Source organism: Anabaena sp. FACHB-595 (assembly GCF_048568275.1).
Classification (GTDB): domain Bacteria; phylum Cyanobacteriota; class Cyanobacteriia; order Cyanobacteriales; family Nostocaceae; genus Trichormus.
This window is the reverse complement of the sequence record NZ_CP183473.1, coordinates 6043724-6061426: the sequence shown is the minus strand read 5'-3', so window position 1 is coordinate 6061426 and position 17703 is coordinate 6043724. Positions and strand designations below refer to the sequence as shown.

The window sequence follows — 17703 nt, the reverse complement described above, 5'->3', positions numbered from 1 at the left end:
CCCATGTTTGTACGACGGGCATGATAACTTTTTACAGGTAAGTAAGCACGAGGAATTTTATGACAGACCAACCTTCCGCCGCTACTCCAATGAATGCTGCTGCCATCCCTTTAAACAGAGTGTCAGCATCTACCCCAATCAATGCCGCTCCAGCCAACAACAAGCCAAATAATGGTTCGAGCAAATCGATTCTCAGTGTTGACTTAGGCAGAACTTCCACAAAAACCTGTGTCGGACGCGAACCCAATAACGTTGTGTTCGTACCCGCCAACGTCAAGCAAATGTCAATAGAACAAGTACGCGGGGGCGTTTTTGAAGCCCGTGCTACTGACCCGTTAATGGATTTGTGGTTGGAATATCAAGGCAAAGGCTATGCCGTTGGTCAATTAGCAGCAGACTTTGGGGCTAATTTGGGAGTCGGTCAATCTAAAGTAGAAGATGCACTAATTAAGGTACTGGCTAGTGCTGGCTACTTCAAACTCAAAGATGAAATTTCTGTTGTACTTGGTCTACCTTTTCTCTCGTTGGAGCAATTTGAAAGGGAAAAAGCACAGTTAACTAGCCAAGTCACCGGGCCTCATGTTCTCAATTTTCGAGGTGAATCTGTATCTTTGAATATCACCAAGGTTTGGGTAATGCCAGAAGGCTATGGTAGTCTTCTCTGGTCGGAAGCTCAACCTAAAAAAGGTGGTGCTAGCCCCGATTTTACAAAAATCTCCACAGCAATTGTTGATATTGGGCATCAAACTATTGATTTATTGATGGTAGATAATTTCCGCTTTGCACGCGGTGCTTCTAAGAGTGAAGATTTTGGCATGAACAAGTTCTATGAATTAGTAGCTGCCGAAATTGATGGTGCAGATAGTCAGTCTTTGGCCTTAATTTCTGCTGTCAACAAACCCAAAGGCGAACGCTTTTATCGTCCTAAAGGTGCTAGTAAACCAACAAATCTAGATGATTCTCTGCCCAACTTGATAGAGCAATTTTCACGAGAAATTTGCAGTCGTGTGTTGGCTTGGTTGCCAGAACGTGTCACCGATGTGATTATCACTGGTGGTGGTGGCGAATTTTTCTGGGAAGATGTACAACGTCTACTTAAGGATGCCCAGATTAGCGCCCACTTAGCTGCTCCTTCTAGACAAGCGAACGCCTTGGGGCAGTATATTTATGGAGAGGCCCAATTATCCTCCAATCGTGCTGCTAGGGCTTAAAACGAATGTTCCAATGGTCAAAAAAAGTAGTTAAATCGGTTACGTTCAACCCAGAAGTCGCTGATGAAAGCTTATTAGCGGTTGTAGAAAACTATCTAGAAAAACAACCGGAAAAGACCTTTAGCGACCTCTGCAAAGAAGCTTTGTGGCAAGCTCTATGCGTACCGGAATCTGTAAAACCAGCTCTCAGAACAACTACAACAGAGCCGGTTGAACAAAAAATCGATGAACTGCAACGTCAACTAGCTGACCTTGAGGAACGTTTTTTTGCCAAGGAATCTAATCGCTTGGAATCACTTGAGCGCCAGATTTTGCAGTTGACGCAACAACTGGCGCACCTCGCAATTGTGGTGACAGAGCGACCTGTGGTTTACTCTCCGCCCCAATCAGTACCAGCAGCAGATGTCGTAAACCCTGCTAATTATGCTGTTGAGTCAACAGAAGAAGTTGACCCCGTTATTAGTCGCTTAAGTCAATATCTAGATGATTTTTAACGGAAAAACATAATTGTCAGCCATTTATAAACTATGGCTATCAATCCTTAATAGTATTCTATTAAGGATTATTAATATTTATGTCTATATTGATACGAATATAAGATTAAAGACGTTGCAGTGCAACATCTCTAAATACATCTGTACTCATCCGCAATTGCTCCCTGCATTCTGCACCATATGGTCTGCCTCTTTTGTTACTTGAGTGACTGTACAAATGCTAGAATCCTCAGGTGTAGACGGAGGATAATCTAATGCCAGTTATAGCTAGCTCTATCAAATTTGGTACAGACGGCTGGCGGGGTGTGATTGGTGACGAGTTTACCTTTGAACGCCTAGCTTTAGTTGCGCCAGTTGCAGCAAAAGTATTATATGATACTTATTACTCGACAGTAGGCAGCCGAACAATTATAGTCGGTTACGATCGCCGATTTATGGCAGAAGATTTTGCCCGTGCTGTGGCCGATGCGGTCACTGCTGTCGGATTTGATGTTTTGCTCAGTGAAGGCTATGCGCCAACTCCTGCATTTAGTTGGGCTGCAAAACAACTCAATGCTTTGGGGGCGCTAGTTATTACAGCTAGTCATAATCCAGGAGCTTATTTAGGATTAAAAGTTAAAGGTTATTTTGGTGGTTCGGTATCGCCAGAAGTCACAAAAGATGTAGAAGCATTATTATCAACAGGAGTACCACCCGCCGCTACTCCTGGTAAGTTAGAAAAATTTGACCCTTGGCCTAGTTATACCCAGGGTTTAGAAGGCAAAGTTGATATTGCCAAAATTCGCAAAGCGATCGCCTCTGGTGAACTGACGGTGTTTGCTGATGTGATGCACGGCGCAGCAGCAACAGGCTTGGGGCGATTATTGGGCGAACGGGTACAGGAAATAAATAGCGATCGCGATCCTTTATTTGGTGGTGGCGCGCCGGAACCCTTGCCCAAATACCTTTCCCTGTTATTTGAGACTATCCGCAACCACCGAGAAACAAATCCATCTAGTTTATCTGTAGGGTTAGTTTTTGATGGTGACTGCGATCGCATCGCTGCTGTAGATGGAAATGCTAACTTTTTGAGTTCCCAAATTTTAATCCCCATCCTCATTGACCACTTGACTCAAAGACGCAACTTTACAGGGGAAATCGTCAAAACTGTGAGTGGTTCTGATTTAATTCCTAAGGTAGCCGCCCTACATAACTTATCAATATTTGAAACAGCCGTTGGTTATAAATATATTGCTGACAGAATGTTAGCTGCACCAGTGCTGTTAGGTGGTGAAGAATCGGGGGGAATTGGTTACGGTAGCCACATACCAGAACGGGACGCTTTACTATCAGCCTTGTATGTCTTAGAGGCGATCGTTGAATCTGGGTTAGATTTAGGAGATTATTATCGTCAGTTGCAAGAGCAAACAGGCTTTTCCTCTGCTTACGATCGCATCGATTTACCCTTAGCTAGCATGGACGTAAGAGCGCGTCTTTTACAACAACTACAAAGCCAACCCTTAACTGAAATTGCAGGTAAAGCAGTAATTGATTGCAACACCATCGACGGCTACAAATACCGCCTGGTAGATAATAGCTGGTTAATGATTCGCTTTAGTGGCACAGAACCAGTATTACGCCTTTACTGCGAAGCCTCTACCCTGAAACAAGTTCATCAAACTCTTGCTTGGGCAAAACACTGGGCAGAGTAAAATTTAGTTAATAGTCAATAGTTCAAAGGTGTTTTGACTGTTGACTGTTGACTGTTAACTGTTGACCGTTGACTAATGACTAAAATCCTCATAGTAGCTACAAGTAATGCAGGTAAGCTGCGGGAAATGCAGGCTTACCTCGCCAACACCGATTGGGAATTAACTCTGAAGCCGACAGAATTAGAAGTGGAAGAGACAGGTGATACCTTTGCTTCTAATGCTTGTCTCAAAGCCTCAGAGGTTGCTAAAGCTACAGGGAACTGGGCGATCGCTGATGACTCTGGTTTACAAGTGGATGCCCTCAATGGTCTTCCGGGGGTGTATTCTGCTCGTTATGGTAAAACTGATGGGGAAAGAATTTCTCGGTTACTGAAGGAATTAGGTAGTGAAGTTAACCGACAAGCACAATTTGTCTGTGTAGTAGCGATCGCCTCTCCTGATGGAGCGATCGCCCTGCAAGCAGAAGGTATTTGTCGTGGCGAAATTCTCCATGCACCCCTTGGTAGCGGTGGTTTCGGATATGACCCAATTTTTTACGTTCCCGAAAAGCAATTAACCTTTGCGGAGATGACACCAGAACTGAAAAAATCTGTCAGTCATCGCGGTAAAGCTTTTGCGGCTTTACTTCCTAAAATGGCAGCTATGCTGAGTTCAAGTGCTGAATAAAAATAGACTTACCATAGTGGGGTGGTAAGTCTAAAATCATCGAATAGGAAATGTTTGTGATTACTTTTTAGCAATGAATAGACTATCAATCTAACGCCCAAATGTGGCTTTGCTGCTCCATTAAAACACTCTAAAAATAAATGGATAGCGGAACGCTGTATCAGGTTGACTTAGACAGTGTATGATTGCCCAAATTGTCAATCCCCAATGAATGGCAAAACCTAAAGCTATTATAGGAAAGAATAAAATCCCGCCAATACCAAAGGTAAGCCAAGATAAAACTCCTAATGGGACTCCAATGACAGTAGCCCAGAACCAAACATTGAAGTGAAAATTCATCGATTCCTTGGCGTTGCTTTTAACTACTGGATCGTCAGATATTAAGTTAATAACAATTGGCACGCCAATTGAAAAGATTGCTGTACTAAAGAAAATCGCCCCATGACACAGAGATGATAGCAATTTGCGTTTATCAGAATCGTATGTTGCTTGCATCCTGGTGGCTCCTTAATAACTTCTATAGCTTTAATTTTAACTGTTACTTTACAGGTTACATATTAGAGCTTACCGTAACTAGCAATTATGGCAAATTCGCCTTGAGATAGATTGAATGCGGCTACTAATCACCAAATTTAGACTATGAGGTTTACCGAACTTCTATAAGGGCAAGGGAAATGAGCGTAGCGATATTTCCGCAGCAGTGGGAGTGTCAGGTCTTATTGGTGAAAAATCAAGGGCAGGAATTGTCCTACCCTATAAATAAATTAATAATTAACAGTTGTCTTGTTTACGCTTGACAACAGAACTTAAACCAAATGTACCAAATACCAAAAGACCTAATATCGAAGCAGGTTCGGGAACGCTTTGAGTCACACCAATAGTATATGTAATATCACCAATACCAATACCGTGAGCCTGGGGATTACTAATGCTTATATCATCACCATCTGTAAAGACTAACTCGAAGCGGTCGATCGCGCTAGCAAACTTCACCAGCACATTACCGTTATTTCCGTTATTCGCATTAGAATCAAATCTAATACCATCAATAGTGTAAGCATCAACTATTTGAATGGTATTGTTTTGAGCTAATTGTGGGGTAAAAATAGGGTTAACTACCTGATTACCTGAAAAACCTTTCAAAATTATTCTGTCTTGCCAGGTATTATTGGTACTAATGTCAACGTCATATAGCGTGAAGGAAACATCGTTCAAGGGACTGCTAAAACCTCGGAAACTAGTGTTCATCGTTACCGAGTTCGCTCCTTGACCTAAACCGATTGCTTGTGCATCCATTTGTATATGCAAACTTTTATTGTCTGCTCCTTCGCTACCATTAAGAGTACTACTAATGGCAGGAGTGGCTCCAGAACCGCCAAAACTAGCAAAGCTCGTTTTATTACCCAGAACAAAACTTAGGTCAACGCTACCTTGACCTGCGCTATAGGTGCGAACTTGACCTGATGTTGGTGCAGTCCATCCTGTTGCTAACTGATCCCAATCTATTAAGGTCTGTGTGTTCCCAGTAACATTTGCCTTGGCTGTTGTAGGTATTAAAACTGCTCCGGCTATAGCTAGAACAAACCCGAATTTAGATAGAAAAGACTTGTACATCATGATATTTGTTGATGGTTATCTCAGTTTGTTTTAAGTTATGGGTGCATCACAAAACAGTCATCAGCAATCGCTCAGACTGAGGAATAGATCAAAACTGGAGTTAGACAAAATTTTTGACAGCTATAAATATCTCACTACCTAACCTTTTTAGATTTATTGGTTAGTTGCGAGTGGTTTCATCATGTCATAGTCGATAACTAAATGACCAGTACTTTTTTGTATCTTATTATTCTATTCATTCAATAAGTGATAGTACTGAGAAAAATCTAGATATCGTTTCTTCAAAAGAATCTATCTCATTAAACTCTTGTAGTGATTTTATTTAGCCTTAGACAATGTTGACTAGAGTTTTTACGGATAAAAATTATAAAATCGTGATAAAAACAACAGTATGTCTTCCCCTGACTCTTGCAATCATGTTGATTGACTATTATTTATAAATTACAGCTTAAAACTGTTATTGCCATTTTGATGGATTAATAGTCAGTATACTGATATCACCATTAACATCAGAGTATGTTAAGCAGGTGATTATCCTGCATAGGAAACTTTGGAAAAAAGGTACTAAATTATGGGTCGGATAAATCCTTATACGCTGCAAATGCAGATTACTCGGATGTTTGAGCAAGGTCAATCGTTCTTTGCTACCACGAAAGTACATGAATGGTTGAAAGAAAGAAATCATAATCCCTTAGACTATGACATTATTTTTCATCAAAAACCTGCTCCTCCTGGTTCCAAAGAGGTAATAGCTGTAGAAATTGAATTGCGTCGTAAAGATGGGCAACCTGTAGATCCTTGGTTACAAGAACAAGCCAATCTTCATGCTTGAGATGATGAGAAAGGCGATCGCATCAGTTAGGTGATCGCCTTCTCACCAGTAACTAGTAAAAACTAGTTTTAACGAAGCTCAAAATTGATGATAAATTACAAAAAAAGCAAAGGCGCACCTTTAAGCCTTTGCTTGATCTAATCTTTATTCAACTAACTACTAAACACCTCAACAGGTAAGCGGCTGAAAGACAACCTTTCATTCTGCACATCGACAAAAATCGTGTCTCCATCGTTAAATTCGCCGCGCAAAATCGCCTTAGCAATTTGCGTTTCTAACTCGCGCTGAATCGCTCGCTTCAGTGGACGCGCCCCGAATACTGGGTCGTATCCAACTTCTGCCAAAAAGTCTAGTGCAACATCGGAGAGCCTGAGGGATATTTTGCGATCGTCTAATCTGGCCTTTAACCTTTCCACTTGCAACTGGACAATTTGTCGTAATTCTTTCTTATCTAAACTGTGGAAGATAATTACTTCATCAATCCGGTTGAGGAACTCAGGACGGAAGCTATTTCGCATCGCCTCCATCACCCGATGGCGCATTTCATCATAGCGTGAGTTATCCCCCGCTATATCGAGAATGTACTGCGAACCGATGTTACTGGTCATGATAATAATCGTGTTCTTGAAGTCCACTGTATGACCTTGGGCATCGGTGACGCGACCATCATCGAGGATTTGCAAGAAAATATTAAATACATCGGGGTGGGCTTTCTCGATTTCGTCGAAGAGAATTACGGCGTAAGGACGGCGACGAATTGTTTCTGTGAGTTGTCCGCCTTCTTCATAACCTACATAACCAGGAGGCGCACCAATTAAGCGAGATACGGCGTGTTTCTCCATGTATTCCGACATATCAATCCGGACTAGTGCGTCTTCGGTGTCGAACATATATGACGCTAACGCCTTCGCCAGTTCAGTTTTACCTACACCAGTGGGGCCTAAGAAAACAAAACTAGCTGTGGGCCGATTAGGATCGGCCAACCCAGCACGCGATCGCTGAATGGCATCGGCGACAGCTGTGACGGCTTCATCTTGTCCAATTACCCGGTGATGGAGTTCATCTTCTAAGTGCAGTAGTTTTTCTTTTTCCGATTCCACCAATTTACTGATGGGGATTCCTGTCCACTTAGAAATGATTTCCGCAATGTCGGCTTCGGTTACTTCCTCTCGCAACAGGGATTTACCCGTACCTTGGGTTTGGGACAATTCCCGTTCTGTCGCTTCCAGTCTCCGGTGCAAGTCTGTTAAGTTGCCATATTTTAATTCTGCGGCGCGGTTGAGGTCGTAATTTCTTTCTGCTTGCTGAATTTCTAAATTAACTTTGTCAATCTCTTCCTTAACGGACTGAAGTTTATTAATGACATCCTTTTCCGATTGCCATTGGGTATTGAGGGTTCTTTGCTCTTCCTTGAGATCCGCCAGTTCTTTTTCTAATCTTTCCAGGCGTTCGCGGGAGGCTGCATCACTTTCTTTTTGCAGAGATAGCTTTTCCATCTCCAATTGCAGAATCTTCCGGTCTATTTCATCGAGTTCTTCTGGCTTAGAAGTAATCTCCATTTTCAGTCTAGCGGCAGCTTCGTCTACCAAATCAATGGCTTTATCTGGGAGGAAGCGATCGCTAATATAACGACTGGACAATGTAGCAGCAGCAACTAAGGAACTATCAGAAATTTTTACCCCGTGGTGGACTTCATACCGTTCCTTCAAGCCACGTAAAATAGAAATAGTATCTTCAACACTAGGCTGGTCTACGTAAACTTGTTGGAAGCGTCTTTCTAGTGCCGCATCTTTTTCAATGTATTTCCGGTACTCATCTAAAGTTGTCGCCCCAATACAGCGCAGTTCACCCCGCGCCAGCATGGGTTTTAACAAATTACCGGCATCCATTGCCCCTTGAGTTGCACCCGCACCGACAACGGTATGTATTTCATCAATAAATAAAACTATATTGCCGCCAGATTCGGTGACTTCCTTTAATACTGCTTTCAGACGTTCTTCAAATTCTCCTCGGAATTTTGCCCCAGCAATCATCGCCCCCATATCTAAGGAGATTAGTTTGCGGTCTTTGAGGGACTGGGGTACATCGCCAGCCACAATACGCTGTGCTAGACCTTCAGCGATCGCCGTTTTACCCACACCCGGTTCACCAATGAGTACGGGGTTATTTTTGGTGCGGCGAGAAAGAATTTGGATGGTACGCCGAATTTCATCATCCCGCCCAATGACTGGATCAAGTTGACCTTTCCGGGCAGCTTCTGTGAGGTCACGCCCGTATTTTTCCAGTGATTGGTATTTGCCTTCTGGATTTTGGTCAGTCACTGTTTGGCTCCCACGAACTTGTTTAATGATATTTTTGAGCTTGCTTTCGTCTAAAGCGAATTCTTGGAATAAACCTTTGCCGAAGCGATCGTCTTTAGGATAAGCCAGTAATAAATGTTCAATAGAAATATATTCGTCTTGAAAATCTTTTCGATGTGCTTCTGCCCGGTCTAACAGCGTATCCAGACTCCGCCCCAGGTATACTGAAGTGCTGTTACCTGAGACTTTAGGTTGGCGTTGGATGTATTGTTCAGTGCGATCGCTAATCTTTTGTAAGTTCACACCTGCTTTGGTCAAAATCCCACTGGCCAAACCATCTTGTTCCAGTAGCGCCTTCATCAGGTGTTCGCTTTCTATCTGCTGCTGTTGATGCTGTTTAGCAATCTCAGGAGTGTGGGCGATCGCTTCCCAGGCTTTTTCTGTAAATTGGTTGGGATTAGTTGGTTGCATAGGCTGATTGAGGGACGACCAAATTTAAATGCTCAAATGCAGATAGAACAATTTGTTCTCATATCGTCATTTTACGGAGAGTTGCACCATCACCGGGATCGGTCTTCACGTCTTACTAGAGTAGTATTACTTCCCTATTTACTCATCCCTCTTGCAGCAGTAAGCAACTAAATGGAGTTAATTGACTAAAAATTCCTCTAAATAAGTAGATAGGCGCATAACACGAAAAACATCTCTGGCGTAACTTCTAGACAGTCTGATAAATCAATATTCTCATCTTGATCAAGTCGTTGCTCATCAGTAGAGTTGCTCGAAGTAGATCTAGATTAGAGATAATATTTCCAAAGCAGTAACTCTTTATCAGCTATGACTCAAGCCATACCCAAGCTAGTAACTTTTGAGGAATTTGTCGATCGCCTACCTGAAAACTCCGGGATACGTTACGAACTACATAATGGAAGTATTGTTGAAATGGCACGACCTGTAGGAGACCATGAAGAAGTAAAGGGTTTTATAGCAAAAAAAATAACAGTGGAGTTTGCTCGATTAGACCTTCCTTTTATTATCCCCAACCAAGTTATAGTTAGACCTCTGGAAAAAGATTCTGGCTATTTTCCCGATGTGTTGGTGCTAAATCAGACAAATCTAATAAATGAACCATTATGGAAAAAAGCATCTACCATTAGTTTGGGCGTATCAATCCCCTTGGTAATTGAGGTTGTATCAACCAACTGGCGGGACGATTACTATTTGAAATATGCTGACTATGAAGAGATGGGTATCCCCGAATATTGGATTGTCGATTATGGGGCGTTGGGTGGACGTAATTTGATCGGTAATCCTAAACAACCAACAATCTCAGTCTGTAATTTAGTTGACGGGGAATATCAAATCAGTAAGTTTCGAGATAATGATGTTATTATCTCCCAAACTTTTCCTGAATTAAATCTCACCCCCAACCAAATTTTTCAAGCTGGTTTGGTTAATTCGTAGTTCGTCTCCTTAAAATGTAAATATCTCTGACAAGCTTCTCAAGATAGGATTGCAGCTTCCAAATGGATCACAATATCCTCTTTTCTGACACCTCTAGCGATAAGTAACTGGGTTAATAGACTCCACAAGCAGTAATCACTTTTCCCGTTAAAGTTTTTAATCCCACCCTGGTTTCATGCTGACATAGATAAACAATACACTTTAGAGGTGCTAGATGTTTTTCTAGGATATTGAGGATAACACCGAGTTTTTTTTAAACTCAAATACTTGGTATGAGATCAATATCATTGTTTGTGGTGCGTCCAGGTACGTCTGTATCTGTTAGTAGGCGGCTGTTTTCGCCGTAGGTAGGGTATGTAATATTACCAATGGGGTCGTTTTTTGTGCATGTGTTGCCAAATCAAACCGGATCGTAAGGATAGCTATGATTTTCTACAAAATACTCAAATGATAATTCTTGGATTTCATATCTACTCCAATCTTCAAAACTCAAAGCTATTTGGCAAAGTCTAGCCAAAACTAACCATATTTTGCCAGGACCAGTAATTGCTTCTTATCTTTCAAAGATAAAATCATTCTCATAATCATATGCTTTTCTATAAAAATAGTCTCCAATAAACCAGTAATTAACAAGTGGATATATTTCATTCTCTAAAATATTGACTGTAGTCTGATTGAAACCATAATTTTTAAGAAACGTTTCCTCTAAACTTCTTAATAGCATACAAATTAAAAATAAAATTGGATTGTGAATATTACATTGAATAGAATAAGTTTCAACCCAAACAGGAATGAAATTATTGGGTACAACATCCCATTGTTCTAATGAAGTTTTTGAAAAAACATTGAGTAAATAGAATATCTCAGATATATTTTTTACATCTTTGTGAGAGTAGTTTAACTTCATACTGAATTGATTTAATTATGCTTTATTTCTATATGGGTTTCAATACTTCTGAAGTATCTTTCGCCAAGCGTTTTCCAATTTCTTGCTGCTCCTGAAGCTGACCACTTTTTATCCACGACAGCATCTGTAATTTTTCTTTCTGGTTTCCTAAAATGCTTAATATATATTTCTTGATTCCTAGCATAATCGAAATAAAAGTTAATACTCAAGGTAAAACTGTAACTACTAAGTATGTGGCTAGGCGATCGCCATCACAGCATAAATTTAGCTGCAACTGTGATTTAGTAACATCTTAAAAGTGGCCCCATATCAAAAAAAATTTTCATTTTTGACCAATGATTAAAAAACAAAAATTTCCCTATCTAGTTGGTTCCAAGTGGACAGCAACGAAAAAAGTAGATGGTTGGCGACACTTTCAAGTGGTTAACCGCAAAAATCAAGGTAAATGGGTTTATGCCGAGATGGTTGCAGCTTGTGACCCTAATGTCCGCTTTTGGCTCAATGCCAAACTATTACAAGATGGGTTCCAGTGGCAAGCAGGTTGGCAATCCTTACAGGAAATTGAGGCTGTGGAGTCTAAGTTATTCCCCACCCTGGAATCGGAAACGCCCTCGAATGCCAGCCAAGCATAGATTTATTTGTAAAATTAATATTTTTTTACAAAATCATTTTGTTTAGCTAATATCCTCTAAATGATTGTGGTTCAGCCACAACCATCGGGTGAATAATTTGGCATTGATCCCTGCCTGTGTTAACCAACTTAGCGCCAGATTGAGCTATTCTGACTCATCCACAGTTAAACCCCCTGAAATAACGGCATCAGGGGCTATTAGCTACGCTAGGTGGTATGGGATCGCCTCTAGATAGCTCAAATCCAGCTTCCAATAGCTCTCATATTCGCCAAAATATACAAAAACTATTGAATCAAAACAAATCCAGTATTTTTGTCTATTGTTACTATTTTTACTTTTTTAGTTTAAAAAACCTTATTTTTTAGGATATAAAAACAAAATATCGGTTTTTAATAGCTTTTGAAGATAAAAAAGCATTATTTAGTTTTTTAGAATCTAATTGCTCTATTTTAAATATTTACCACCCCTTTCTTTTCTCTGTAGTTTCGTCAATAATCAAAATCACATACCTCACACATCGCCAACTGAGGCTAGGTGAAGGACAATGTTTTAGCCACAAGTTTGATAAAAAACGATAAGAGGCAAACTACAGTGAAACTAGCAGTCTACGGAAAAGGTGGGATAGGCAAATCCACAACTAGCTGTAATATATCCGTCGCCCTAGCCAAACGCGGCAAGAAAGTTCTGCAAATCGGATGCGACCCTAAACATGACAGCACCTTCACCCTGACTGGTTTTTTGATTCCGACTATTATTGATACACTTCAAGAAAAAGACTATCACTACGAAGATGTTTGGCCAGAAGACGTAATCTACAAAGGCTATGGTGGTGTAGACTGTGTTGAAGCAGGTGGGCCACCTGCTGGCGCAGGATGTGGTGGATATGTCGTAGGTGAAACTGTAAAACTACTCAAAGAACTCAACGCCTTTGATGAATACGATGTCATCTTGTTTGATGTGTTGGGTGACGTTGTTTGTGGTGGTTTTGCAGCACCACTCAACTATGCTGATTACTGCATGATTGTTACCGATAATGGTTTCGATGCTTTATTCGCAGCTAATCGGATTGCGGCTTCAGTCAGAGAGAAAGCCAGGACTCACCCACTGCGTCTAGCTGGACTGATTGGCAACCGTACTTCCAAACGTGACTTGATTGAAAAGTATGTTGAAGCAGTGCCAATGCCAGTTTTAGAAGTACTACCATTAATTGAAGATATTCGGGTTTCCCGCGTTAAGGGTAAGACTTTATTTGAAATGGCAGAGTCAGACCCTTCTCTCAACTACGTTTGCGACTACTATCTCAGCATCGCCGATCAGATTTTGGCACGTCCTGAAGGTGTCGTACCCAATGATGCTCCTGACCGGGAATTATTTTCTTTATTATCAGATTTTTATTTAAATCCGGGTAAACCACAGGTTCCTAATCCTGAAGAGGAACTAGACTTGATGATTGTATAAATCATCTGAATTTTCAGGATGGGGTCAATATGGCATTCTTTAATAGCTTTACGGATTCAATTAAACAAAAGTGGTTGCAATTTTTTCAAGCCAATCGTGACTGGATTAAACTCCACATGGAAGTGGATTCAGTCTATACACCAGATGGTGGGAAGCGACCACCTTCTTACCTCATTCTGGGAGTGGTGAACGCGCTGGAGCCAAAACTAGCCCAGTTAATGTTTCCCTTTTCCAAATTGAATCCTGATGCCGATACCTTAATTGAGGTGCTGGAGTTGAATTTTGACCCAGACATTGTTCTTGGTAACTATTCAAGTTCCGAAACTGACGCAGAAAAACATCAGTATGAGCCAACGGCTGAAATCGAAGACCAGGCAGAAACGGATTCCTTTACAACCACTGAAACAAATGGCTTCAGCTTAGATTCTGACAATCAAACTTTGATTATTGATGGTTCGATCTCAAGCCTCAACAACCTGGATGATATTTCTGTGACTAATGGAACTCAATTAAAAGACGAGTTCCGGCACACAACCACTCAGGAAATAGAAGATTTTGGTGACGTTAACTTCGATATCGCTACCGCATCAGCAGAAAAACTGGAAGAGCAAATTCTCAATGAGTTAAACACACCAGACGAGAATGCCTTCAGTGATGTGTTGTCCGATGTTTGGGGTGATGAGACATCTCTACACAAGACTGAAGATAATAACGATTTTTTGGGTGAAGAATTACCGGCTGGCGTTTTCGATGAATCGGAGATTGCCCGCCTCTTCCCCAACACATAATTACTAGGAATTGGTAGTTGGTGCTATGTGCCAAAGAGAGGGAATAGGGAATAGGGAATAGAAAATGGGTAAATAATTACCATTTTCTATTCCCCAATCACCACTCCCCCCAATACCTGCCGTTAAATAACAAAGGGGAGAAAAGCAAAATGACCATCGCTCAAGAACCAACAGCTTTAAACTTTGAGTGTGAAACTGGCAATTACCACACCTTCTGTCCCATCAGCTGTGTGGCATGGTTATATCAAAAAATTGAAGATAGCTTCTTTTTGGTGATTGGAACCAAGACTTGCGGGTATTTCCTGCAAAATGCGATGGGGGTGATGATTTTCGCAGAACCCCGCTATGCAATGGCAGAGTTGGAAGAAGGGGATATTTCAGCACAATTAAATGATTATGCGGAATTGAAAAGATTGTGTGAACAAATTAAGCGCGATCGCAACCCCAGCGTCATTGTGTGGATTGGCACTTGCACCACCGAAATCATCAAAATGGACTTGGAAGGATTAGCACCAAAGCTAGAAGGCGAAATCGGCATTCCCATTGTCGTTGCTCGTGCTAATGGTCTAGATTACGCCTTCACCCAAGGAGAAGACACCGTTCTGGCTGCAATGGCTCACCGTTGCCCAGACAAGGCTCCTGTAGCAGAAGCAGAAAAAAATGAACGTAATGCGGTTCAAAAACTGCTGAATTTTGGTAAGAAAAAAGAATTAGTAGCCCAAGAAGAATCGGAATATGTAGATCATCCGCCCTTGGTTCTCTTCGGTTCCCTTCCTGATCCCGTCGTCACTCAGTTAACTTTAGAATTAAAAAAACAAGGTATTAAAGTTTCTGGCTGGCTACCCGCCAAACGCTTTACAGAACTACCAGTGCTGGAAGAAGGGTATTATGTTGCTGGTGTCAACCCCTTTCTCAGCCGCACAGCTACAACCTTAATGCGTCGTCGCAAGTGCAAACTCATCGGCGCACCCTTCCCCATCGGCCCTGATGGAACTCGCGCTTGGATTGAGAAAATTTGCTCTGTGTTTGGTATTACACCAAAAGGTTTAGATGAGCGCGAAGCCCAAATTTGGGCTGGCTTGGAAGATTATGTCAAGCTAATTCGCGGTAAGTCTGTATTCTTCATGGGTGACAACTTACTAGAAGTATCCTTAGCACGATTCTTAGTACGCTGTGGGATGACTGTTCAGGAAGTTGGGATTCCATACATGGATAAACGCTATCAAGCTGCTGAATTGGCAATGTTAGAGAAAGCTTGTCAAGAAATGGGCGTACCATCACCAAAAATGGTAGAAAAGCCAGATAACTATAACCAAGTACAACGAATTTATGATTTGAAGCCAGATTTAGTCATTACTGGTATGGCTCATGCTAACCCACTGGAAGCAAGAGGTATTAATACTAAGTGGTCTGTAGAGTTCACCTTTGCTCAAATTCACGGCTTTACCAATGCGCGGGATATTTTAGAATTGGTAACTCGTCCCCTACGTCGTAATAATAATTTGAAAGATTTAGGTTGGGATAAGTTGGTGAGGGAAGAAGCAAAGATTTAAGTTTGGATTAAAAACAACCAAGAGAATGATTGAAGGCGAACCCGAAAGTTCGCTTTTTTTATTGGTATGTCAATCGAACATTTGCAAATCTAAAGGCTGAGATGGAATGATATACATCAATTCTGCACCTTCCGGTTTAATTTCTGTAGATGGGGATAATTTTAGCCATTCATGAAAGCTAATACCGAGTTGAGATATTGCTTGTATTTCTGTTTGATAAGATTCAAAACGTCGATTAGTCTCAATCATAGATTCCATTATTTCTAATACTTGAGGAAGACGTTTATCAGCTTCTTTCTTTAAATCTTCATCGCTTGGACCAAACCATCCTCCTTGAACCTCATCACGCATTAAAATTGCCTCTGGCAATAGTTTTACCCATTCGTAAGGACATATTGCTAATTTATATAAATTTTCCCGTTCAATATCAAATACATCGTTCTCATCTAAATCTGGATTAAACCACTGATAAATTCGCGTCATCCTTCGTAAATCAATTTCATTTTTGAATTGAGGTTGTAAATATACTGCGGGGTTAGAAGTCATCAAAATTTCAACATAATTTTGAATACGAGAACGTATAACTCTTGTACCTTCTTGGAAGCGCCGCAATGCTGTTTCATGTTCTTCTAATTCCAAATAACAACGTATTTCAGCTAGATATGCTAAAGATAGAGTAAGAATATACTCATCAGCAATGGGGCTTTGTTGCTGAATTTCAATGTCGGTAAATTCCGTATAAATATGTTCTGCTTCTAAAAATCTATTAATCGCTTGTAAGGCACTGCTTCTGCGATTTTCAGATTTTGTCATTGTGAAAGCATTAATTGCTAATTCAATGGCAGCACGAAAATTAGCATAAAAACTCAGATCAATTTTGCGATTAATTTTGCTTAATAACTCTTGTGCCTCTTGTAAGCTTTTTTCTAGTTCCTTCAAACGTTTGGCTATTGCAGCAAAGCCCATGACTGACACACCAAGATTAAGTATGCTAGCGGCTGTAGTTACTTGTAAAATCCCTTGAGTAAACTGTAAATTTTGTCCTAGTTCTTCTAACTGATTATCAATACCACTTAAACGTCTGTTAGCATCAGCTAATCTTTTTCCTGTTACAGCAGCGTTAGCAACAGTTGCAACCAAATTTCCTCCTGAAACCCCAAGGTTGCCTAAATTTATTTGTTCTACTCCGCCTAAACGCTGGTTAACATCAGCTAATCCTTTTTGCGTTACAGCAGTATTAACACCTGAAGTAACTAGATTTGCTCCGGAGAACATAAGATTGAGAAGATTGTTAGATGACTTAGTTGGTGTTGGTAATGGTGAATTATCAGTTATGCCTCGTAACCAAGTCACAACTTGTTTACTACCTACTTCCCGAATTACCCCTCCAACCCGCTCCAATGTTCCATTTGCTAATCCTTTAACAATCCAATCAGCAAGCATAAAGGTTACTGTTATTGGTAAACTCATAATATTTTCCTCATTGCTAAACTTCAGGTGATTATTAGCCACCTTACTTACATGGGACAGGTAGCTGTGCTTTAGCTAGTATTCCCAAATTGGGTTTGTATTTATCTAAATGAATTAGTGAGAGGGAAAATACATATGATAAATATAGCGATCGCCTTCTCTAACTTCAATCAAATCTATTTTTTAAAACCCTAGAAAACAAAAAGCAAAAAAGAGCGATCGCAAAATAAAACTCTCGAACACTTTTGAGAAGTTTGAGATTTTTACGTTATATATAAAGAATTATAAATAAATGTAACTTTGCGGTAATTTTATGTGAACAATAAACAATAAAATTAGTTAATTAGCTAATTAATGATGTTCAATATAGACGGATAATGTAGACCATTTTGTTAAGAATATTGCCCGCCATGAAATCTACATAGAGGATCAATGTAGAAACTAGTAGGCTTTTCTTTCAATAGATATTTTTTGGTAAGAGTATATATAAATAGTCAAATTAATATATTTTTAATTATAAATTCTTAAGCTCTTATAATACCCATTTTGAATTATAAACTAACGCTAACTCAGATTCAAAACACCAAAAATATTTAGGGTATTCTACTGTCGCGTAATAT

16 protein-coding genes are annotated in these 17703 nt (G+C 40.5%); 11 read left to right on the top strand and 5 right to left on the bottom strand.

The window, feature by feature from the left end; translation table 11 throughout:
* Window positions 1-59 precede the first annotated feature (59 nt).
* The 4 genes from ACN222_RS25420 (at window position 60) to rdgB (ending at window position 4062) form a co-directional block, all read left to right on the top strand.
* Entirely contained in the window at window positions 60-1211 is a 1152-nt protein-coding gene (locus ACN222_RS25420) for a ParM/StbA family protein (RefSeq protein WP_044522477.1), read from the top strand.
* A gap of 5 nt (window positions 1212-1216) precedes the next feature.
* Window positions 1217-1705, top strand: coding sequence for a hypothetical protein (locus ACN222_RS25415; RefSeq protein ID WP_010999216.1), 489 nt, complete (start codon window positions 1217-1219; stop codon window positions 1703-1705).
* Window positions 1706-1959: 254 nt separating this feature from the next.
* Entirely contained in the window at window positions 1960-3396 is a 1437-nt protein-coding gene (locus ACN222_RS25410) for a phosphoglucomutase/phosphomannomutase family protein (protein ID WP_010999215.1), read from the top strand.
* A gap of 75 nt (window positions 3397-3471) precedes the next feature.
* Entirely contained in the window at window positions 3472-4062 is a 591-nt protein-coding gene (gene rdgB, locus ACN222_RS25405) for an RdgB/HAM1 family non-canonical purine NTP pyrophosphatase (protein ID WP_010999214.1), read from the top strand.
* 120 nt (window positions 4063-4182) lie between these two features.
* On the opposite strand, the gene ACN222_RS25400 is transcribed toward rdgB, so the two are convergent.
* Together ACN222_RS25400 and ACN222_RS25395 are read right to left on the bottom strand one after the other, a co-directional pair.
* The gene (locus ACN222_RS25400) at window positions 4183-4557 is read right to left on the bottom strand and encodes a DUF4870 domain-containing protein (protein WP_010999213.1); all 375 of its coding nucleotides are present in this window, start codon (window positions 4555-4557) and stop codon (window positions 4183-4185) included.
* Window positions 4558-4833: 276 nt separating this feature from the next.
* Window positions 4834-5679, bottom strand: a complete 846-nt coding sequence (locus tag ACN222_RS25395; protein ID WP_231865495.1) for a PEP-CTERM sorting domain-containing protein — start codon at window positions 5677-5679, stop codon at window positions 4834-4836.
* 571 nt (window positions 5680-6250) lie between these two features.
* On the opposite strand from ACN222_RS25395, the gene ACN222_RS25390 reads away from it, so the two are divergent.
* Entirely contained in the window at window positions 6251-6511 is a 261-nt protein-coding gene (locus ACN222_RS25390) for a hypothetical protein (protein WP_010999211.1), read from the top strand.
* Between the two features lie 152 nt (window positions 6512-6663).
* Here the strand turns inward: ACN222_RS25390 and clpB are convergent, their stop codons facing one another.
* The gene (gene clpB / locus ACN222_RS25385) at window positions 6664-9282 is read right to left on the bottom strand and encodes an ATP-dependent chaperone ClpB (RefSeq protein ID WP_044522472.1); all 2619 of its coding nucleotides are present in this window, start codon (window positions 9280-9282) and stop codon (window positions 6664-6666) included.
* 366 nt (window positions 9283-9648) lie between these two features.
* Between clpB and ACN222_RS25380 the strand changes: the two genes are divergently transcribed.
* Window positions 9649-10275 (top strand): Uma2 family endonuclease, encoded by a 627-nt coding sequence (locus ACN222_RS25380; protein WP_010999208.1) that lies wholly within the window; start codon window positions 9649-9651, stop codon window positions 10273-10275.
* A 553-nt stretch (window positions 10276-10828) separates the two neighbouring features.
* Here ACN222_RS25380 and ACN222_RS25375 read toward each other — a convergent pair.
* Window positions 10829-11182 carry a hypothetical protein gene (locus ACN222_RS25375; RefSeq protein WP_010999207.1) on the bottom strand — a complete coding sequence of 118 codons (354 nt, stop codon included), beginning with the start codon at window positions 11180-11182 and terminating at the stop codon, window positions 10829-10831.
* A 152-nt stretch (window positions 11183-11334) separates the two neighbouring features.
* Between ACN222_RS25375 and ACN222_RS25370 the strand changes: the two genes are divergently transcribed.
* The 5 genes from ACN222_RS25370 to ACN222_RS25350 all read left to right on the top strand — a co-directional run bounded on the left by ACN222_RS25370 (window position 11335) and on the right by ACN222_RS25350 (window position 15613).
* The gene (locus tag ACN222_RS25370) at window positions 11335-11478 is read left to right on the top strand and encodes a hypothetical protein (RefSeq protein WP_158303726.1); all 144 of its coding nucleotides are present in this window, start codon (window positions 11335-11337) and stop codon (window positions 11476-11478) included.
* A gap of 39 nt (window positions 11479-11517) precedes the next feature.
* Entirely contained in the window at window positions 11518-11814 is a 297-nt protein-coding gene (locus ACN222_RS25365; protein WP_010999205.1) for a TIGR02450 family Trp-rich protein, read from the top strand.
* A gap of 591 nt (window positions 11815-12405) precedes the next feature.
* Window positions 12406-13272 (top strand): ferredoxin:protochlorophyllide reductase (ATP-dependent) iron-sulfur ATP-binding protein, encoded by an 867-nt coding sequence (gene bchL / locus ACN222_RS25360; protein ID WP_010999204.1) that lies wholly within the window; start codon window positions 12406-12408, stop codon window positions 13270-13272.
* A 29-nt stretch (window positions 13273-13301) separates the two neighbouring features.
* Window positions 13302-14060: a DUF5331 domain-containing protein gene (locus tag ACN222_RS25355; RefSeq protein ID WP_010999203.1), complete on the top strand. Its 759-nt coding sequence runs from the start codon at window positions 13302-13304 to the stop codon at window positions 14058-14060.
* Window positions 14061-14209: 149 nt separating this feature from the next.
* Window positions 14210-15613, top strand: a complete 1404-nt coding sequence (locus tag ACN222_RS25350; protein WP_010999202.1) for a ferredoxin:protochlorophyllide reductase (ATP-dependent) subunit N — start codon at window positions 14210-14212, stop codon at window positions 15611-15613.
* Window positions 15614-15682: 69 nt separating this feature from the next.
* On the opposite strand, the gene ACN222_RS25345 is transcribed toward ACN222_RS25350, so the two are convergent.
* A complete protein-coding gene (locus tag ACN222_RS25345) occupies window positions 15683-17083 on the bottom strand; it encodes a hypothetical protein (RefSeq protein ID WP_044522469.1) in 1401 nt (466 codons plus the stop codon).
* Window positions 17084-17703 lie beyond the last annotated feature (620 nt).